This is a genomic window from Mycolicibacterium vinylchloridicum (assembly GCF_013404075.1).
GTDB lineage: Bacteria > Actinomycetota > Actinomycetes > Mycobacteriales > Mycobacteriaceae > Mycobacterium > Mycobacterium vinylchloridicum.
Genome location: NZ_JACBJQ010000024.1, coordinates 32616 through 51837, shown reverse-complemented (window position 1 = coordinate 51837; position 19222 = coordinate 32616). Strand labels below are relative to the sequence as shown.

Annotated in this window: 15 protein-coding genes; 4 read left to right on the top strand and 11 right to left on the bottom strand. The window is 65.5% G+C overall.

Annotated elements, in window-relative coordinates; genetic code table 11:
* Positions 1–2: 2 nt before the first annotated feature.
* Positions 3–851: a mycofactocin-coupled SDR family oxidoreductase gene (locus HPC46_RS20165; RefSeq protein WP_179473136.1), complete on the bottom strand. Its 849-nt coding sequence runs from the start codon at positions 849–851 to the stop codon at positions 3–5.
* Between the two features lie 19 nt (positions 852–870).
* Positions 871–2334: an aldehyde dehydrogenase family protein gene (locus HPC46_RS20160; protein ID WP_233716532.1), complete on the bottom strand. Its 1464-nt coding sequence runs from the start codon at positions 2332–2334 to the stop codon at positions 871–873.
* A gap of 219 nt (positions 2335–2553) precedes the next feature.
* Here HPC46_RS20160 and HPC46_RS20155 point away from each other — a divergent pair, with 219 nt between their 5' ends.
* Positions 2554–3765 (top strand): CaiB/BaiF CoA transferase family protein, encoded by a 1212-nt coding sequence (locus HPC46_RS20155; RefSeq protein WP_179473225.1) that lies wholly within the window; start codon positions 2554–2556, stop codon positions 3763–3765.
* Here the strand turns inward: HPC46_RS20155 and HPC46_RS20150 are convergent.
* Complete coding sequence (locus tag HPC46_RS20150) at positions 3762–5960, bottom strand: molybdopterin-containing oxidoreductase family protein (RefSeq protein WP_179473134.1); 2199 nt, start codon at positions 5958–5960, stop codon at positions 3762–3764. The genes HPC46_RS20155 and HPC46_RS20150 overlap by 4 nt on opposite strands.
* 68 nt (positions 5961–6028) lie before the next feature.
* On the opposite strand from HPC46_RS20150, the gene HPC46_RS20145 reads away from it, so the two are divergent.
* The 3 genes from HPC46_RS20145 to HPC46_RS20135 are packed head-to-tail and all read left to right on the top strand — an operon-like array spanning position 6029 to position 9661.
* Positions 6029–7174: a thiolase family protein gene (locus HPC46_RS20145; protein ID WP_179473132.1), complete on the top strand. Its 1146-nt coding sequence runs from the start codon at positions 6029–6031 to the stop codon at positions 7172–7174.
* A 4-nt stretch (positions 7175–7178) separates the two neighbouring features.
* Positions 7179–8360: a CaiB/BaiF CoA transferase family protein gene (locus tag HPC46_RS20140; RefSeq protein ID WP_179473130.1), complete on the top strand. Its 1182-nt coding sequence runs from the start codon at positions 7179–7181 to the stop codon at positions 8358–8360.
* A gap of 14 nt (positions 8361–8374) precedes the next feature.
* The gene (locus HPC46_RS20135; RefSeq protein WP_179473128.1) at positions 8375–9661 is read left to right on the top strand and encodes an amidohydrolase family protein; all 1287 of its coding nucleotides are present in this window, start codon (positions 8375–8377) and stop codon (positions 9659–9661) included.
* 1 nt (position 9662) lies between these two features.
* Here HPC46_RS20135 and HPC46_RS20130 read toward each other — a convergent pair whose 3' ends face one another.
* From HPC46_RS20130 to HPC46_RS20095, 8 genes are read right to left on the bottom strand one after another with little or no spacing between them, the layout of a single operon-like run.
* Positions 9663–10868, bottom strand: coding sequence for a cytochrome P450 (locus tag HPC46_RS20130; RefSeq protein ID WP_179473126.1), 1206 nt, complete (start codon positions 10866–10868; stop codon positions 9663–9665).
* A complete protein-coding gene (locus tag HPC46_RS20125) occupies positions 10865–12067 on the bottom strand; it encodes an acyl-CoA dehydrogenase family protein (protein WP_179473124.1) in 1203 nt (400 codons plus the stop codon). The genes HPC46_RS20130 and HPC46_RS20125 overlap by 4 nt, the downstream gene beginning before the upstream one ends.
* A gap of 8 nt (positions 12068–12075) precedes the next feature.
* On the bottom strand, positions 12076–13320 hold the full coding sequence (locus tag HPC46_RS20120; RefSeq protein WP_179473122.1) for an amidohydrolase family protein: 1245 nt from the start codon (positions 13318–13320) through the stop codon (positions 12076–12078).
* On the bottom strand, positions 13317–14510 hold the full coding sequence (locus tag HPC46_RS20115) for an acyl-CoA dehydrogenase family protein (RefSeq protein ID WP_179473120.1): 1194 nt from the start codon (positions 14508–14510) through the stop codon (positions 13317–13319). The genes HPC46_RS20120 and HPC46_RS20115 overlap by 4 nt, the downstream gene beginning before the upstream one ends.
* A 12-nt stretch (positions 14511–14522) precedes the next feature.
* Entirely contained in the window at positions 14523–15560 is a 1038-nt protein-coding gene (locus HPC46_RS20110) for an acyl-CoA dehydrogenase family protein (RefSeq protein ID WP_179473118.1), read from the bottom strand.
* Positions 15561–16388 carry an amidohydrolase family protein gene (locus tag HPC46_RS20105; protein WP_179473116.1) on the bottom strand — a complete coding sequence of 276 codons (828 nt, stop codon included), beginning with the start codon at positions 16386–16388 and terminating at the stop codon, positions 15561–15563. It abuts the gene before it with no gap.
* Positions 16385–18004 carry an acyl-CoA synthetase gene (locus tag HPC46_RS20100; RefSeq protein ID WP_179473114.1) on the bottom strand — a complete coding sequence of 540 codons (1620 nt, stop codon included), beginning with the start codon at positions 18002–18004 and terminating at the stop codon, positions 16385–16387. The genes HPC46_RS20105 and HPC46_RS20100 overlap by 4 nt, the downstream gene beginning before the upstream one ends.
* A gap of 3 nt (positions 18005–18007) precedes the next feature.
* Positions 18008–19216, bottom strand: a complete 1209-nt coding sequence (locus HPC46_RS20095) for an amidohydrolase family protein (protein ID WP_179473112.1) — start codon at positions 19214–19216, stop codon at positions 18008–18010.
* Positions 19217–19222 lie beyond the last annotated feature (6 nt).

The window sequence follows — 19222 nt, the reverse complement described above, 5'->3', positions numbered from 1 at the left end:
CCTCATCCTTTCCAGGGCTTGGCTTTGACGAATCCGCCTGCGTCGATCCGCAATTGCGTACCGGTGATGAAACGGGAGTCGTCACTGGCCAGGAACACCACCGCGGCCGACACGTCGTACGGTTCGATATAGGGCACCGGCATGGCCTGCATCGCCGGGAAGGACAGCTCGGCGTCGAGCCGGGTCGGCGAAGCCAGGTCGGGCCGGAACACCCGGTACATGCCCTCGTTGTGCAACATGTCGGTGTTGACATTGGTCGGGTGCAACGCGTTGACCCGAATCATCCTCTTGGCCAATTGGATTGAAAGATCGTTGACATAGTGGGCGACCATCTGCTTGGCGAGGCTGTAGGCCGATCCGCCGGGGCCCTGGTTGCTGGCGCTCCCCAACTGCGCGGCAAGCGATCCGGTGGCGATCACCGACGCGCCGTCGTTGAGGTGCGGCATGCTGGCCTGGATGACATTGAACACCCCGACCAGGTCGGTGTCGATGGTGTCCGACCACGACTGCAGAGTCTGACCCTTGCCCATCGGGCAGATCCCCGCATTGGCGACGACGATGTCGAGGTGGCCCATCTCCTCGACCGCCTCGGCGATCGTCTGCCACACCGCACCGCGTTCCCGCACATCGCAGATGGTCGAGAAAACCCGTGCGCCTTCCTTTTCCACCAGCAGGGCGGTCTCGTCGAGATCTTCGGGTCGAGCCAGCGGGTAGGTGTTGCCGTCGAGATCGGCGCAGATGTCGAAGATGATGACGTCGGCGCCCTCGGCGGCCAGTGCGATCGCATGCGAACGCCCCTGTCCCCGTGCGGCTCCCGACACGACGGCAACTTTGTTGTCCAACTTGCCCACTGGGTGTTCCTTTCAAAAGTCAGGACTTGCGAGGAGCGCGGAAGGCGACGGTCTTGGTTTCCAGGTATTGCTGGAAACCCTCGATGCCGCACTGGCGTCCGACACCGCTGTTCTTGTAACCGCCGAATGGCGCGTCCGCGCCGTAGAACATTCCGCCGTTGACGCCGATCGATCCGGTGCGGATGCGCCGGGCGACGGCCATACCCCGGTCGATCGATCCGGACAGCACCGCCCCGGCGAGCCCGTAGGCGCTGTCGTTGGCGATGCGGACAGCTTCGTCGTCGTCCCGGAAGGGCAGCACCACCAGAACGGGGCCGAAGATTTCCTGCTGGGCGATGGCCGACCGGCTGTCGACACCGGTGATCACCGTGGGCGATACGAAGTGCCCGCCAGCCAGATAGTCGGGCAGGCCCTCGAAACGTCCGCCGCCGACCAGGATGTCGGCGCCATCGCGGCGGGCCATATCGCAGGCGTCGAGCACGCGTTGCTTCTGCGCGGCGCTGACGACGGGGCCGACAAAGGTTCCCGGCAACGCCGGATCCCCGACCGGCACAGCCTGATACGCCTCGGTGATGGCGGCCAACGCCTCCGGATAGAGGGACTCGTGGATCACCAGCCGGGTGGTCAGCGCGCAGGCCTGCCCGGCGTGCACGCACACCCCGACCGCGCCACCGATGACGTGCGCAGGGTTGGCATCGTCGAGCACGATCAGCGCGGACTTCCCGCCCAGTTCCAGGAAGGTGCGCTTCATCGTGTCCGCACCCTCGCGCATCAGTTGCTTGCCCACCGCGGTGGAACCGGTGAACGAGACCATGTCGACGCGAGGGTCGGTGGCCAGCAGTCCCGCGACCTCGTTGGACGGGGTGGGCACGACGTTCAGGACACCGGCCGGGATATCGGTGTGCTCGGCGACCAGGCGGCCGATGCGGGTGGCGTTCCACGGTGTATTCGGGTCGGGCTTGAGGATGACGGTGTTGCCGGTGGCGAGCGCGGGACCGAGTTTGTTGAGGATGACCTCGACCGGATAGTTGGACGGGGTGATGGCGGCGACGACCCCGACCGGTTCCTTGACGACGGTGCGCACATTGCGCTCACCGAACAGCCCGCCTCCGTCGAGGGTTCGCTCCCAGTCGAATTCGTCGATCAGCCGGGCCGGATAGCGCAACGAGTCGGCGAGCGGCCACTCCAGCTGGGCGTCGCCGGTCGACATCACCGGGCAACCGACCTCGGCCACCAGTTCCTCGCGCAGATCTTCTTTCTCGGCTTCCAGCGCGGACTGCAACTGGGCCAGGCATCGCTTGCGGAGTTCGGGATCGGTCGACCAGGCGGTCTCGTCGAAGGCACGCCTGGCCGCGCCGATCGCGCGGTCCATATCGCCTGGCCCGGCGGCGGCGGTGACCCCGAGCACGCGGCCGGTGGCCGGGCTGACGTTGTCGAACTGCGCACCGTTTTCGGCCGCGGACAGTTTTCCGTCGATCAGCATCCGGGTCTCGGCGCGCTGGCCCGCACGCAATCCGAGCTCTACGCTCGTCGCACCCTGCTCGCCCACCACAGGCACCACCTTCACGTTCTGGGACGGTCAACTGTAAAGGTTACAGTAATATTCTGCGGTGTTGTTGCGCCGATTCCCGGGGCTCGCGGCGGGCGGGTGTGAGAATGTGGTTACCACCGCACGCGAAAGGGGAACGACTTGATCAAGGTGATGGACGGCATCCGGGTTCTGGAGGTCGCGCAGTTCACGTTCGTCCCGGCGGCCGGGGCGATTCTGGCGGACTGGGGCGCCGACGTCATCAAGGTCGAGCACCCGGTCCGCGGCGACACCCAACGCGGGTTCATCAACATGGGCGGCTTCCAGCTCGACCCCAACCGACACCCGCTGATCGAGCATCCCAACCGCGGCAAGCGCAGCGTCGGCATCGACGTGTCCACGCCCGACGGCCAGGAGGTGCTCTACGAATTGGCGAAGACCTCCGACGTCTTCCTGACCAACTACATGCCGCAGGCCCGACAGAAGAACAAGTTCGACATCGAGCACATCCGCGCGGCGAACCCGAACATCATCTACGCCCGCGGCAGCGCCTACGGCGACAAGGGTCCCGAGCGTCTGGTGGGCGGTTTCGACGGGACCGCGTTCTGGACGCGCAGCGGCGTAGGTCATGCGCTGACCCCCGAGGAGCTCGGAGGCGCACTGCCGCAGGGCATTCCGGCATTCGGCGATTCGATCGGCGGGATGAACATCGCCGGCGGGATCTCCGCGGCACTGTTCCACCGGGAGCGCACCGGCGAAGCGGTCGAGCTCGACGTGTCCCTGCTGAGCACCGCGTGGTGGGCGGCCGGCGCCAGCGTCACACAGGGCATGGAGACCGGGGAAACCATGCGGTCGCTGATGCCCGGCACCACGACGTCGGTCAACCCGTTCATGGCCAACTACCTGACCTCCGACGGCGGCACCATCAACCTGTGCATCGTCAGTCCGACCGGCTACATCCGCGACACCTGGGAACATCTCGGCTTGCCCGAGCTGGCCGACGACCCGCGGTTCTCGGAGGTGATGCCGCTGATCCAGAACGCCGAAGAGGGCGTGCGGCTGATCACCGAGGCGATCGCCGCCAAGCCGTTCGAGTACTGGCGCCAGCACCTCAAGACGATGAAGGGGCAGTGGGCGCCGTTCCAGAGTCTGATCGATCTGGCCACCGACGAGCAAGCGTTGGCCAACGACATGATCGTCGAGGTGGAAGCCGCCGACGGTGGGGCGCCGTTCAAGGTCGTTCGCGGTCCGGTGCAGTTCAACCACGAGCCGCTGGAGACCACCCGCGCCCCTCAGGCCAGTGAGCACACCGAGATCGTGCTGATGGAGATCGGCATCGACTGGGATCGCATCGAGGCGCTGAAGGAGTCCGGCGCGATCGCCTAAGAACTGACCGCCTCGCGGACCCGCTCCACGCGGACCGGGACACCGGTCAGCCACGCCATCCCGGACAACGACTCGACATCCTCGGGCGCACTCGACGTCAGCCGATTGACGTTGGACCCGCCGGCGCGGTTCGCCAGTTTCCACGTCCCGGTGCCCGTATGCCCCCACCCGTGCGGGACTGCGATCACGCCGGCCATCAGGTCCTTGGTCGTCATCACCTCGACGGTGATCTGGCCGTATGGCGAAGACACCCGCACCAGATCACCATCGGAGATGCCCAATTCGGCCGCATCGTCGACGTGGACAAGTGCCCGCTGTCCCCGTTCGCCCCGCATCAGCAGCGGCGAGTTGTGCATCCACGAGTTCTCCGAGCGCGGCTCGCGCATGCCGATCATCCGCAACGGATACCCATCGGGATGACCGGCGCGCGAAAGCTTGTCGACCTCGGCGGCGATACCGGGGTGGGCGAGGCGGACACGGCGCGACAGGTAGGCCACCGCATTGCGCAGCGCACCGGTGCGGATGTGCGGCGCCACGACCACACCGTGCGGATGCTCCTCGGTCAGCCTGCGATGCGTCAGCCCGCCACGACGCAGTCCGAACAGGTCACCGCCCTGCGATGTCCGGATCAGGCCGTCGATCATCATCCGCGGCCCCAGGGCTATTCCAAAGCGGCCCAGTGTCTTTCGCACGGCACCGAGCACGGCGAATGCGCGCACATCGGGCGCCAGCTTGACCGTGAGAGCTTCCACGATGTCCCATTCCGAGCGGGCCTCGCCGGCCGGTGCGACGACCGCGTCGGTGGCCTGCCGGAACGGCGTGGCCTGGAAGGCCTGGAAGGTGTACGGGAAGTCGTCGCGTTCGTACATCGTGGTCACCGGCAGGATGTAGTCGCATCGCCCGGTCGTCTCGGTGACGCAGAAGTCAAGGGCGACAGACAGTTCAAGGGAATCGAAGGCCGACTCGAGCTCGTCGCCGTTGGGCACCGATAGCACCGGGTTGCCCGCCGAGACGAACATCGCCCTGATCTGGCGATCGCCCGGTGTGGTGATCTCCTTGGCCATCAACGCGGCGGGCTCCATCGCGACGGCGATCGGGAACCCGCCGATCCGGGACCGGTTGCGATACGACCGGCGCATCGCCAGACCCATGATCGTGGCCTGCCAACGCCCGCCGATGGTCTCCATCGAACTGAACACCGACCCGCCGGGGGCGTCGAGGTTGCCCGCGACGAGATTCACCGCATCGATCAGATAGGTGGTCAGCGTGCCGAATCGGCCGACGCAGGTGCCGAGCCTGCCGTAGACGGCCGCCCGCGGTTCGCGCACCAGATCCCGCGCGAGCGAGCGCACGCTGTCCGCGTCGATGCCGGTGTGCGCCGCGGTGGACTCCGGGGTGTAGGGCGCGCACAGCGACCGCAGCCATTCGACGCCGTCGGCCTGCGCCTTCACCTGCGCGGTGTTGACGAGGCCTTCGCCGAACATCACCTGCAGCAGCGACAGCAGCAGGAAGGAGTCGGCGTCGGGCACGATGGGAAGCCATTCGAAGGCCGCCGCGGTCTCGGTGCGGCGCGGGTCGACGACGACAACGCGCCCGCCGCGCTTGACGATGTCGTGCATGCGATCCTTGATCCGCGGTGCGGTCAGAAAACTTCCATGGGAGACAACAGGATTGGCTCCCATCATGACCAGTAGATCGGTGCGCGTCAGATCGGGGATGGGCACCGACGTCGGCGCGCCGTACAGCAACTGGCTGGCGATCAGCCGGCTGTTCGTGTCCTGCGACGACGCCGTGAAGTAGTGGCTGTCGCGGCCGAGGGCCTTGATGAACATCAACGCCGCGAAGGTGTGCGCGTAGCTGAAGGCACCCGGGTTGCCCATGTACCAGCCGACCGCGCCTGAGCCGTGGGTCTTGAGGATCGCAGCCAACCGGCCGGCGATATCCGACAGCGCCTCGTCCCAGCTCACGGGCTCATATCCGTCCGGGCCTTTGCGGAGCGGCGCCGTCACCCGGTCCGGATCGTTCTGGATCTCGGTGAACGCGATGCCCTTCTGGCAGGCGAAGCCGGCCGAGAGCGGATGGTCCTTGTCCGGGCGCAATGCCGTCAGACGGCCGTCCTCGACGGTGGCCACCATGCCGCACAGCGGTTCGCAGATCCGGCAGAACGTGGTCTTGTGCTCGATGTTCGACGCCACATAGGCCAAGATACTGTAAGTGTTACAGTTCGTTTGCCTGTACGGCAGATCCGAGAGGAAGCCCATCGATGAACGATGTCGCCATCATCGGCGTCGGCCTGCACCCGTTCGGCCGGTTCGAAGGCAAATCCGCTCTTGCGATGGCTGTCGACGCCATCTTCGCCGCTGTCGCGGACGCCGGCATCGAGTGGAAGGACGTGCAGTTCGCCACCGGTGGCAGCTGGACGGTCGCCAACCCGGACGCGATCGTCGCGATGGCGGGCCTGACCGGAATCCCCTTCACCAATGTCTTCAACGCGTGCGCGACGGCGGCAAGCGCCACCAAGGCATGTGCTGACGGAATCCGGCTGGGCGACTACGACATCGGTATCGCGATCGGCTTGGACAAGCACCCCCGCGGCGCGTTCACCGAGGACCCCGCGTTGGTAGGTATGCCGCGCTGGTATGCGGAGAACGGCCAGTACCTCACCACCCAGTTCTTCGGCATGAAGGCCAATCGCTATATCCACGATCACGGCATCTCCGAGGAGACGCTGGCGCGGGTGGCCAACAAGAACTTCCGCAATGGTGTTCTCAACCCGAATGCATTCCGCCGCAAAGAGATTTCCATCGACGAGATCATGGCCTCGCCGGTGCTGAACTACCCGCTGCGGCAGTACATGTTCTGCGCTCCCGACGAGGGCGCCGCGGCCGTCATCATGTGCCGCGCCGACATCGCGCACCGCTACACCGCCAAGCCGGTGTACCTGAAGGCTGTCGAGGTCCGCACCCGAACCTACGGCGCCTACGAGGTCAACACGACCTTCGGCCCGGTAGACGAGGTGGCCGCGCCGACGGTGTTCGCGGCCCGAGCCGCGTTCGAAAAGGCCGGTGTGGCACCGCAGGACGTCGACGTCATCCAGCTGCAGGACACCGACGCCGGCGCGGAGATCATCCACATGGCCGAGTGCGGCTTCTGCGCCGACGGCGACCAGGAGCGGCTGGTGGCCGACGGCGAGACCGAGATCGACGGCTCCATGCCGGTCAACACCGACGGCGGGCTGATCGCCAACGGTGAGCCGATCGGCGCCTCGGGGCTGCGGCAGATCCACGAGATCGTCCGGCAGCTGCGCGGGCAGGCCGGTGACCGCCAGGTTCCCGGCGAACCGAAGGTCGGCTTCACCCAGCTCTACGGTGCACCCGGTACCGCGGCCGCGACGATCCTGACGCTGTAGAGCGATGGGCGTTCTCGACGGGGTGCGGGTGCTGGATTACGGCCGGTTCATCGCTGCGCCGTGGTGCAGCGCGATACTGGCCGATATGGGCGCCGACGTCCTGCGCGTCGAGAAACGGGAAGGCGGCGAAGACCGCTGGGTGCAGTCGGTCACCAGCGGCGGTGAAGGCGGCACCTTTCTGCAGTGCAACCGCAACAAGCGCTCCCTGACCCTGGATTCGACGACGCGGGAGGGCGCCGACATCACGCGGCGGTTGGTATCGCGGTCCGACATCGTCATCGCCAATATGCCCGCCGCCGGGATGCGGGCCAGCGGGCTGGACTACGAGTCGCTGTGCGCCGTCAAGCCCGACATCATCCTGGCCAGCGCGACCGCCTACGGCGAAGGCGGGCCCTACAGCGACCGCATCGGATTCGACGGCGCCGGCCAGGTGATGTCCGGCGCGGTCTATCGGCAGGGCCTTCCGGAGTTGCCGATCCGTACCGTGGTTCCGCAGGCCGATTTCGGCACCGCGCTCACCTTGACCATCGGTGTCATGATGGCGCTGTACCACCGCAGCCAGACCGGGCAGGGCCAGCATGTGGAGGGTGCCCTGCTGCCGACTGCGTTGATGCTGTCCAACGCGTTCCTCATCGAACGCGAGCTGCTGGGAGTGGACAAGCCCAGAGCGGCCAATCGCGGGACGTCGGTCGCCCCGTGCGATCTGTACGAGGTCAGCGACGGCTGGGTCCTCCTTCAGATCGCCGGTCAGCCGATGTTCAAGCGGTGGTGCCGGCTGATCGGCCGGGAAGATCTTTTCGACGATCCGCGCTTCGCCGACGACGACTCCCGCTGGCAGCACGGCGATGTCCTCAACGACCTGATGCAGCAATGGTGCGCGGGCAAGACCAAGGCCGAGGTGCTCGCTGCACTCGAGGCCGCGAAACTTCCTGCTGCCCCGCTGAATTCCCCGCAAGAGGTGCTCGACGATCCGCACGTCGAGGCGATGGGGTATCTCAAGCGGGTGCCGTTCCCCGGCGCCTCGAAACCTGTGCCGCTCATCGAGACGCCCTTCCGGCTCTCGGCAACCCCGGGGTCGATCCGGCGGCGTGCCCCCTTACTCGGCGAGCACACCGACGAGGTGCTTGCCGAAATCGGCTACGGGACTTCCGAGATCGCGGATCTACGCCGCGACGGCATCGTCTGAGGAAAGGAACGGGTATGCGCAAAGAGGACATGATCCTGGTCAGCGTGGACGATCACATTGTCGAGCCGCCCGACATGTTCAAGAACCATCTGCCGAAGAAGTACATCAACGAGGCTCCGCGCTTGGTGCACAACCCGGATGGCTCGGACTGCTGGCAGTTCCGCGATGTCGTCATCCCCAATGTGGCGCTCAATGCGGTGGCGGGCCGGCCCAAGGAGGAGTACGGGTTGGAGCCGCAGGGGCTCGATGAGATCCGGCCGGGGTGTTACAACGTCGACGAGCGCGTGAAGGACATGAATGCCGGGGGGATCCTGGGCTCGATGTGTTTCCCGTCGTTCCCGGGTTTCGCGGGCCGGTTGTTCGCCACCGAGGATGCCGAGTTCTCGCTGGCCTTGGTGCAGGCCTACAACGACTGGCATGTCGAGGAGTGGTGTGGGGCCTATCCGGCCCGGTTCATCCCGATGACCCTGCCGGTGATCTGGGATCCGGTGGCCTGCGCCGCCGAGATCCGCCGTAACGCCGCCCGTGGGGTGCATTCGCTGACGTTCACCGAAAACCCCGCCGCGATGGGCTATCCGAGCTTCCACGACTTCGATCACTGGAAGCCGATGTGGGACGCCCTGGTCGACACCGACACCGTTCTCAACGTGCACATCGGCTCCTCGGGCCGGTTGGCGATCACCGCCCCCGATGCGCCGATGGACGTGATGATCACCCTGCAGCCGATGAACATCGTCCAAGCCGCCGCCGACCTGCTGTGGTCCCGCCCGATCAAGGAATACAAAGACCTCAAGATCGCCCTGAGTGAGGGCGGCACGGGGTGGATCCCGTATTTCCTGGAGCGGGCTGATCGCACCTATGAGATGCACTCGACCTGGACCGGGCAGGACTTCAAGGGCAAGAAGCCCAGCGAGGTGTTCCGGGATCACTTCCTGACCTGTTTCATCTCCGATCACGTGGGTGTGCAACTGCGTAACGATGTCGGGATCGACAACATCTGCTGGGAAGCCGACTACCCGCACTCCGATTCGATGTGGCCCGGCGCCCCCGAACAACTCGACGAAGTCCTGCGCGAACACAACGTCCCCGACGACGACATCAACAAGATGACCTACCAGAACGCCATGCGCTGGTACCACTGGGACCCCTTCACCCACATCGCCAAAGAACAGGCGAATGTCGGCGCACTACGCAAAGCCGCTGAAGGACACGATGTTTCGATCCAAGCGCTGAGCAAGCACGATCACGGCTCGTCCGACCCGAACGCCGCGCTCAAGGCGGCGACCGCATCCCAGCGTTGATCTAGGAGAGCACCCGCACCGGCACATTGCTCCAGCCGGCGACATTCTGCATGTTGACCCGCTTGCAGCCGCTGAAATCCACCTCGAAGCGGGGCATGAAATCGAGCATCTTCTCCAGTGCGATGGCGCTTTCCAGGCGGGCCAGAGCCGCGCCAAGGCAGCTGTGAATTCCGTAACCGAGGCCCAGATTCTGGGCCTGGGTGCGGTCTCGGTCGATGTCGAATCGGTCCGGCTCGGTCCACGCCCTACCGTCGCGGTTGGCCGATCCGCCGACCAGGAAGACCGGCTTGCCTGCCGGAATCGTGACACCGTGCAGGGTGACCTCGCGCAGCGAGCAGCGCACGTTGTATTGGGCCGGCGCCTCGTAGCGCAGCAGTTCTTCGACGGCCAGCGGAATCTTGCTGCGGTCCCGCTGCAACAGCTCCCACTGGTCGGGATTCTGCGCGAACACCACGGCCGCATTGCCGATCAGCTTGGTCACAGTTTCCGCGCCGGCCCCACCCAGTAGTATTGCGAATTCGGTGATCTCAAGACTGTTCAGCGGCTCCATCCGGCCGTCGTCGCGTTCGATCTCGGCACAGATCAGCTTGCTCAGCAGATCGTTGCCAAGATCCTCGCGCCGCTTCTTGATCAGCCCGAGGTAGTAGATGGCCATGTCGACGGCGGCTTTCTGCCCCGACTCGGTCATTTCGACGTCGCCACTCTCGCGATGCAGAAGTTCATCGATCCACAGCCGGATCTGCTGGCGATCGTCGGCAGGCACCCCCTGCATGGAGGTCATGACGTCGACCGGGAACAGTGCCGAGAAGTCCTGGACGAAGTCGAACCCGGACGGGTCGACGGCCGCCAGATGTTTGTCGACCAGGTCGGTGACGAGCGCGCGCTGCGCCTCGATCACCCGCGGAGTGAACACCTTGTTGAGCAGGCTGCGCATCCGCCGGTGCGCGGGCGGGTCCATGGCGATGATCGAGCCGTGCTTGGTCACCTCGCCTTTGCGCACCTGCCCGAGATCCACGCCGTACGCCGACGAGTAGGTCTCGTAGTCCTTGAACGCCGCGGCGACATCGTCGTGCCGGGTCAATGCATAGAAGTCGTAATCGGGGCTGTAGTAGACCGGGGCCTCCTCGCGCATCCGGCGATACGTCTCGTACGGACTGACGAAGAAGTCTTCGGAGAACGGATCGAAGACCACCGATGTTGTTGTCATGTGGCCGTCGAGACCTTTTTCGCCGGCGGTGAGTAGTTCGGCTTGCCCAGTCCCAGGACATGCTGGGCGATCATGTTGCGGAACACCTCGAGCGTGCCGCCGTAGATCCCGAACAGCGGCGCGAACCGGAAGGCGTACTCGGAGGCACCATTGTCGGCCGCCCCGTCGGTGTCCACCGGCAACACCGAGGCCGCACCGGCGAGATCCATCAAGTCCGGGGCGATATCGCGCATCGTCTGGGCCTGGGCCACCCGGCCGAAAATGCTTGGCGTGGAAAGGGATGCCTCCAGGCGGGCGGCACTGCGTCCGAGGCGGTAGGCGACGGCGCCGTCGTCGACCAGTCGTCGTCCCGCCGCGTCGGCCTGCCCGACATGGGCGGCGACCACGTCGACGGCGGCGGCCATCACACCGGCCTGATGCGCCATGATCGACACGTCGGAGAGCCCATCGGCTGCCGTCGGTGCCGCACCGTGCTCGGCGTCCAGCGGCCCGCGCAGCACGGTCCAGCCGTTATTGGCTTCGCCGAGCAGATACTTCTCGTCCACCCGGACATCGTTGTAGTACACGATGTTGGTGCGATCGCCGTCGACGGTGCGGATGCCCTGGATCTCGACGCCTTCGGTGTCCAGCGGGACCAGAAACATGCTGAGGCTCTTGTGTTTCGGCGCGCCCGGATCCGAGTTGGTCAGCAGGAACACGTACTGGCAGTTGTGGGCGCCGGTGGTGAACATCTTCGATCCGTTGATGACCCACTGGTCGCCATCTCGCACAGCGCGGGTCTTGCACGTGGCCACATCTGACCCGCCCTCGGGTTCGGTGTAGCCCAGGCACATTCGCGCAGTGCCGTCGAAGACCCTGGGCATCACCTCGCTGACCAGTTCGGGCTTCCCGAACGCGGCGACCGCCCGGGCCACCATCACGGTGGTGCCCCATGTCACCCACGGCACATGAGCGCGTCGGCGCTCGAGGTCCCAGATCCGGCGCCGGACACGGCTGAATCCGCCGTCGGTCCCTGTCTTGAACTCCGCTTCCAGATAGCCGCGGGCGCCGAGGGCCAAATGCACGCCCTCGTCGAAGTTGTCCCCCGTGTGCCGGTCTCGCAGATGGACCTCCTCGGTCACCAGCTCAGAGAGAAAGGCACGCAGCTCGCGTTGGAAGGCCGCATCATCGGCACTGAGCTCGACTTCGGTGAAATCCACTGCAGCTCCTAGGCTTGGGACGGTATGGCCAGCACCGGCGGCTCGGCGGCGGCCGGGTCCGGATTGGCCAAGGGCAAACCCATGAACCGGCGGGCGTTGTCGCCCATGAAGTCATAGGTTCGGCGCTCATCCATGCCCTCTGCGTACTTCCAGAAGCCGCGCGGCTCGGCCAGGCCTTCGGGGTGCGGATAGTCCGATCCGAACAGCACCCGGTCCCAGCCGACGGTGTTCACCACGTCCGAGACGCTGCCCTCCCAGAACGGGCTGACCCAGATGTTGCGCCGGAACACGTCGTGGGGATGCTCGGGGAAGTTCTGCGGCATCTTCTTGTACAGGTCTTCGAAATCGTTGAACAGCGGGAAGATCCAGGAACTGCCGTTCTCGACGCTGGCGATACGCAGCTTCGGGAAACGGGTCAACGTGCCGTGGCAGATCAGGCTGGTGATCATGTCGGCGATCTCGCGGTGGCCGAGCACCATCCACCGGAACGCGCTCATCGCCATGAAGTTCTGTGTGTGCGGCGGCTCCCATTTGCCGACGTACTCGTCGAGCGGCGGGTAGCTGGCGTGCAGCACGATCGGCAGACCCGCGGACTCGACGTCGCGCCAGAACGGGTCGAACTCTCCCAGCGCCGGTGATCGCCAGCCGTGCACCCCGCGGACCGGCCCAGGTTTGATCAGTGCGACCCTGGCCCCTTGGGATAGGATGTAGTCGAGTTCGGCTTGTGCCCCGGCAACTTCGGAAAGGTTGATGATCGGGGTGGAGAACACCCGGTCGTCGGACGCGTAGGACCAGTGTTCGGCCATCCACTGGTTGAGGGCGTGGATGATGGCGAGCGTCAGCTCGGGATCGTCGGCCGACGAATGTTCGACGAGGCTGGCCAGCGTCGGATAGTTGAGCGCCTCGACCACGCCCTGGCGGTCCAGCTCGGCGATCCGGTCCGCCGGGTTCTTCGTAGCGGCCGGGGCTTCGATTGCGGGGCCTTGCATTTCGCGAAGCGTCAGTCCCTCGGTGTTCTCGCCCGCGAAGAACTTCTCGTGCGCGCCCGGAGCGGCGACCCGCTCGAATGTCGGGTTCGGGATGAAATCGCTGACCCGGTTGTTGATCACGAGCCGGGTCTGCCGGCCCATCTGGGCGTATTGCACTGCATAGCGATAACGTTCGGGCAGGTATCGGGTCAGCGCCTCGGGCGTCTCGTACATGTGCTGATCGGCATCGAAGATCGGCACATCGCGCAGCTGTGCGTCGGTCATGAGACCTTCTTCAGCGCAGCGGCGTAGGCGGGTTTGCCCAGTCCCAGAACGTATTGGGAGATCATGTTGCGGAACACCTCGAGGGTTCCGCCGTAGATTCCCGACAGCGGCGCGAAGCGGTAGACGTATTCCGACGCGCCGTCGTCCGCCGCACCGTCGGTCTCCACGGGAAGCGTTGCCGCAGCCCCCAGAACGTCCATCAGATCCGGTGCGATGTCGCGCATGGTTTGCGCGATCGCCACCCGGCCGTAGAGGCTCTGCGAGCTCAGCGCGGCTTCCATCCGGGCGGCGCTGCGGCCCAGCCGGTAGGCCACCGCGCCGTCGTCGACCGCGCGCCGGCCGCCAGAGTCGGTCCGGCCGACGTTGGCGGCTACTTTGTCGACGGCGGTCGCCATGAAGTTGGCCTGGTGCATCATGATCGAGACGTCGGCCAGCCCGTCGGCGGCCGCGGCCACCGCCCCGTGCTCGACATTGAGCGGTTCCCGCAGCACTGTCCAGCCGCCGTTGACCTCACCGAGCCGGTACTTGTCGTCCACGCGGACATCGCTGTAGTAGACGATGTTGGTGCGGTCACCGTCGACGGTGCGCAGGCCCTGGATCTCGATGCCCGGCAGATCCAGCGGAACGAGAAACATGGTGAGGCTCTTGTGTTTCGGCGCATCCGGATCGGTGTTCGTGATCAGGAAGACGTACTGACAGTTGTGCGCGCCAGTGGTGAACATCTTGGAGCCATTGATAATCCACGTTGATCCATCCTTGACCGCACGGGTCTTGCAGGTGGCCACATCCGAGCCGCCTTCGGGCTCGGTGTAGCCCAGGCACAGCCGCACATGCCCGCTGAACACCTTCGGCAGCACCTCGGCCTTGAGTTCCTCGGAACCGAAGCTGTCGACCGAGTGCGCCACCATCGAGGTGGTGCCCCAGGTGACCCACGGAACGTGGAATCGCCGCTTCTCCAGTTCCCAGATCCGCCGTCGCACTCGCGGGAAGCCGTCCTGGGCTTCGGTTTTCCACTCGGCTTCGAGGTATCCCGCGGCACCCAGCGCCAGATGGACGCCCTCGTGGAAGTTGTCGCCGGTCTCCCGGTCGTGCCGGATCACCTCGTCGGTGATGTGAGTCGTCAGGAAGTCGCGGACCTCGGTGAGGAAATCCTGGTCCTCGGAGGACAGATCGACGCTTGAGAAATCCATTGCGCTTGTGTCCTAGGCGGTTTCGCGGTCAGCGAGGATGTGGGCGATCTTCTTGGCGCTGGCACCGGGATCACCTGCGGCAAGCGGCCAACCGCGTGCGCGCACCAGGTAAGCAGTCGCGGCGGCCTCCGACGACACCCCGAGACCGCCCTGGATGTGCACGGCCATTGTCGCCGCTTTGGACGCTTCGTCCGCCATGAACACAAATGCCGACGGGGCCAGCTCGGGGCGCGCATCGGGCTCGTTGTCGAGGAACCATGCGGCCCGCCGGGAGAGATTGCGGCCGCCCTCGACGGTGATCACCATGTTGGCCAACGGGTGCGAGATCGCCTGCAGCGTGGAGATGGGGACACCGAGCGTGTAGCGGGACTTGGCGAACTCGGCAGCGATCATCATGGTTTCCTCGACCAGGCCGACCAACGCCGACGCCGTCAACAACCGCCACTCATCCAGTGCGCGGTCATATTTGGCGAGCGCGTCTGCTCCGCTGCCCAACACCGTGCGGCTGTCCGCGGCCGCGGGATCGACCCAGGCCATCGGCAGCCTGCCAATGTTGTCCACCTTGGCCGGCCGGGTACCGAACGATAGAAGCACCACATCGTCGCCGTCGCGGACGATGATGTGATCGGCGATCGACCCCGTCGGGATCAACCGCACACCCGACACGCTGTCCAGGGATGCGTCCAGCCCGACGATCTGGCTGCCGCTCATGATTTCCTCGGTCAGCGCCCCCAGCTCGGCAAGCAGTCGGGCAGCGGACACGTGGTCGATCCACGGCACCGGCGCAAGCGAGCGGCCCAGCTCCTCGGCGACCAGGGTCAGGTCCACCAGCGTGGCACCGTCGCCGCCCGCGGACTCCGGGATCCCCATCGTGGTTGCGCCCATGGCGCACAGGCGTTCCCACAGGCTCTTGTCGAAGCCGGTCGCCTCGGCGGCCCGCACCGTGTCGATCGGGCTATGGGTCTTGAAGAACTGCCGATAGGCGTTCTGCAGATCCTTGTGGTCCTCGGTGAGGCTGTAGTCGAGCCTGCGCAGTTCGTAGCGGTCCATTCAGCGCTCCCTGAAGAAGAAATCGTTGGCGTTGTTGTAGAGGTAGTTGTCGAGGACATCAGACGGCAGGTCCAGCGCCTCGGCTTCCGGCACGACGCGCGCCATCTTGAGTACCGGCCAGTCCGAGGCGAACATCACCTTGTTCGGCCCACGGGTGCGCATGTAGTGGAGCAGGCTGTCCGGCAACCGCTTCGGTGACCACGCCGACGTCATCATCCGCAGGTTCTCGTACTTGATCATCAACCGGATCGCGACATCCCACCACGGGTCGGCACCGTGGATCATGCACAACCTCAGCTCGGGGAACCGCACACACACCCGGTCCAGATGGATCGGATTCTGCACCTCGCCGGGAATCGGTGGGCCGGGCAGTCCGGTGTTGAGGCACAGCGGCAGGTCCAGCTCGGCGCACTTGGTGTAGAGCGGATAGTACACGGCGTCACTCGGCGGGTACTGCGCGTCGCCCCAGAAGCTCGGTCCCACAGCGGCATACACGACGGGCAGGTCGGCGACGATCGCGGTCAGCTCGCGTAGCGTCGGAATCGGTTTGAGCAGGTTCATGCCGCCCATCGCCAGTGCGAACCGGTCGGGGCGCGCTTGCGCGAACTTCCGCGCGGTGACGTGCGGCTTGACGATGTTGTCCATCAGGACGGCTTTCTGCACACCCTGAGCGTCCATCTCGTCGAGCAGCTCACCCATGTCCACCGGGGCGAACATCGACTTGGGCCCCTTGAAGTAGTCGTCGCGGACCTTCAGCATCCAGGTGGGTTGCTGTTCGGTTTCGCCGAAGTGGACGTTGACCAGACCGTCAATCACGTTGCGGGTCATGACAGCGAAACCTTGCCGGCGGCAGTTTCTTTGGCCCAGCGGTAGTCGGCCTTGCCATTACCGAGGCGCTTGACCTGTTCGACGACGATGAACTCCTTCGGTGCTTTGTACCGGGCCAGCTGCGCGGTGCAGTGCTCACGTAGCGCGTCGTGCACCACGTCATCATGCAGGGGATCGAAGGCAACGATCGCTACAACTTCAGACCCCCACCGCTCGCTGGGCCGCCCCACCACCACCGCGTCGGCGACACCAGGGTGGGCACGCAGCACTTCCTCCACCTCTTCGACGAAAACCTTCTCGCCACCGGTGTTCACCACCAGGGAGTCGCGGCCGAACAGCCGCAGCGTTCCGTCCGGCGCCAGCGAGCCGCGATCACCGGAGATCACCACGCGCTCACCGTCGACCACGGGGAACGTCTTCTGCGTGGCATCCGCGTCGTCGAAGTAGCCGAGCGGGATCCGTCCGGCACGGGCCACCCACCCGACCTGATCCTCACCGGCGCCCAGGAATCTGCTGTAGTCCTCGGCCAGAACCAGTGCACCCTCGCGCAATTCGAAGGTGTCCTTGTGGTCGCCGCGGCTGCTGCGGCCGAAACCGACGTTGCCGGTCTCCGACGACCCGTACCCGTTGATCAGGATGATGTTGGGCAGCAGCTCCAGCAGCGCGTGCTGATGCTTGGGATTGGTTGCCGCTCCCCCGGTCGCCAACGCAAACAACGAAGACAAGTCGTAGTCTCCGCGCTGCAACTCCTCGACAAGCGGGGCGGCATAGGCGTCTCCGACCATCGTCATCATGCCGACCTTCTGCCGCTGCGCGGTGGCGAGCACCCGCTGCGGGTCGAATTTCGGTGAGTCGTAGAGCACGACAGTCTGGCCGTTGAGCACCGCGGCAAATGCCGTCCACATGCCGGCGGCGTGCATCAGCGGCGACACGGCAAACCAGGGCGCGCCGGGGGATCCGAGCCTGTCGTGGATTTCGGTGACCGACTCGTGGTCGGCGCCGTTCATCGAGATGGCATAGGTGTCGGCCTGGCGCCACATGACCCCTTTGGGCCGGCCGGTCGTGCCGCCGGTGCAGATCATCAGCACGTCGTCCGGCGACGGGGTGATGTCGCCATCCTGATCATCCTGTGCCAGAGCATCGTCCAGATCGATCGCGCCAGATAGGTCTGTCGCACCACTGCCATCGTCGATCGAGATCAGCAGCTCGGCGCTCTCCGGCGGCAACACGTCGGCGAACTTGGCGCCCAGCGACCGGTGATAGATCACTCCGCGGGGTTTGACGTAGTCGAGCAGCTCGGCGACCTCGCGTGGCGTGTAGTGGTGGTTGACGTTGACCGGCACCACGCGCGCCTTGAGACACCCGATGACCATGTCGGGATACAGGTCGTTGTGCATGATCAGCGCGACCCGGTCCTGGCCGCACTCCCAGTTGCGGAGCTCGTCGCGCTCGCGGTGTGCCCCGAAACCCTTGCCGGCCAGGAAGTTCGCCAGCCGGCGCGTCCGGTCGGCCGAATCGGCGAACGTGTTGACGCGGTCCCCGCAGATCGTCATCGGCCGGTCTGGAATGACTTCGGCGATGGCGTCGAGCACGGCGCCGATCGTCCATTCGGGCATCGCTCAGGCCGCCGACGACACCGAGAGGCCCAGCAGGTCCAACGCGTTGTCCCGCATGACTTTTCGGGTGTCAGTGGCGCTGAACTCGGGGAACTGGGGAATGTCGGCAGTGAACGACATCGGGTCGGCCAGTCCCTCGCCGTGTGGCCAGTCCGATCCGAACAGGATCTTGTCGACACCGATGGTGTCGGCGAGCAGCTTCACATCGTCCTCGTAGTACGGGGCGATCCAGACGTTGTTCTTGAGCTGCTCGACCGGGTCTTCCTTGTAGTGGTAGGGCGCGTTGTTGGCGGATTTCTTCAGCCGCTTGATCAGGCGATAGACGAAGTACGAGCCGTTCTCGATGCTGGCCACCTTCAGGTTCGGGTGCCGGGTGAAGACCTGGTGCACGATCATCGACGCCATCGAGTCGTGGATGGCACGGTCGTCCATCAAGACGCTGTCGAGCGGATCACGCTTCCCGAAGCCCTCGAACGTTCCGGTGCCGCCCCACAGCGCCGATATCGCCAGGTAGCCGCTGTCGGAGAGGTGGAAGATCACCGGCACACCGGCCTCAGCCAGGCGGGCCCACACCGGGTCGTGTACCGGGTCACCCAAAGATCGCGGCTTCACCCGCCCCGGCACCGGCGCCGGCCGCACGCAGACGATCTTGGCGCCCCGGCTCAACACGAAGTCGACCTCGGCCACCGCCGCGTCCGGGTCGGCCAGCGAGATGATCGGCGCCGAAAAGAACCGGTGGTCGGGCCGGTCGAAACCCCAGTCCTCGTCGAGCCACAGGTTGAACGCATGCACCGAAGCCATCGTCGCCTCGATGTCGCGCTTGAGCGCCTCCTCGACACCGCACGCGAATGTCGGCAGCATGAAGACGGTTTCGAGGTTCTGCTTGTCCAGGATCTTCACCCGCGCGTCGCGGTTCTGGTACTCGGGATGATCGGCGAGCCTGTCGACCTTCATCAGCGACGCCGGATCGACGCCGTCGGGAATCTCGCCACGGAACAACAGGTCCAGACAGCCCGGCTCGATGATCGGGTCGAACGTCGGGTTGGGGATGAACTGGTTGATGACGCCACCCATGACGGCGAACGTGCGCTTACCCTCGGTGAGCATCTGCACGCCACGGCGCTTGAACTCCTTGGGCAGATGCCGGGTGAACGAGTCGGTCGGCTCGTAGTAGTGGTTGTCGACGTCAATCGCTCTGTAATCCAAAGTCATCGGTGT

What these genes read in the sequence shown, in the direction of transcription:
- HPC46_RS20160 (WP_233716532.1), bottom strand. Translation starts at nt 2,334, where the DNA reads ATGCTGATCGACGGAAAACTGTCCGCGGCCGAAAACGGTGCGCAGTTC.
- HPC46_RS20155 (WP_179473225.1), top strand. Translation starts at nt 2,554, where the DNA reads ATGGACGGCATCCGGGTTCTGGAGGTCGCGCAGTTCACGTTCGTCCCG.
- HPC46_RS20145 (WP_179473132.1), top strand. Translation starts at nt 6,029, where the DNA reads ATGAACGATGTCGCCATCATCGGCGTCGGCCTGCACCCGTTCGGCCGG.
- HPC46_RS20140 (WP_179473130.1), top strand. Translation starts at nt 7,179, where the DNA reads ATGGGCGTTCTCGACGGGGTGCGGGTGCTGGATTACGGCCGGTTCATC.
- HPC46_RS20135 (WP_179473128.1), top strand. Translation starts at nt 8,375, where the DNA reads ATGCGCAAAGAGGACATGATCCTGGTCAGCGTGGACGATCACATTGTC.
- HPC46_RS20130 (WP_179473126.1), bottom strand. Translation starts at nt 10,868, where the DNA reads ATGACAACAACATCGGTGGTCTTCGATCCGTTCTCCGAAGACTTCTTC.
- HPC46_RS20120 (WP_179473122.1), bottom strand. Translation starts at nt 13,320, where the DNA reads ATGACCGACGCACAGCTGCGCGATGTGCCGATCTTCGATGCCGATCAG.
- HPC46_RS20115 (WP_179473120.1), bottom strand. Translation starts at nt 14,510, where the DNA reads ATGGATTTCTCAAGCGTCGATCTGTCCTCCGAGGACCAGGATTTCCTC.
- HPC46_RS20110 (WP_179473118.1), bottom strand. Translation starts at nt 15,560, where the DNA reads ATGGACCGCTACGAACTGCGCAGGCTCGACTACAGCCTCACCGAGGAC.
- HPC46_RS20105 (WP_179473116.1), bottom strand. Translation starts at nt 16,388, where the DNA reads ATGACCCGCAACGTGATTGACGGTCTGGTCAACGTCCACTTCGGCGAA.
- HPC46_RS20100 (WP_179473114.1), bottom strand. Translation starts at nt 18,004, where the DNA reads ATGCCCGAATGGACGATCGGCGCCGTGCTCGACGCCATCGCCGAAGTC.
- HPC46_RS20095 (WP_179473112.1), bottom strand. Translation starts at nt 19,216, where the DNA reads ATGACTTTGGATTACAGAGCGATTGACGTCGACAACCACTACTACGAG.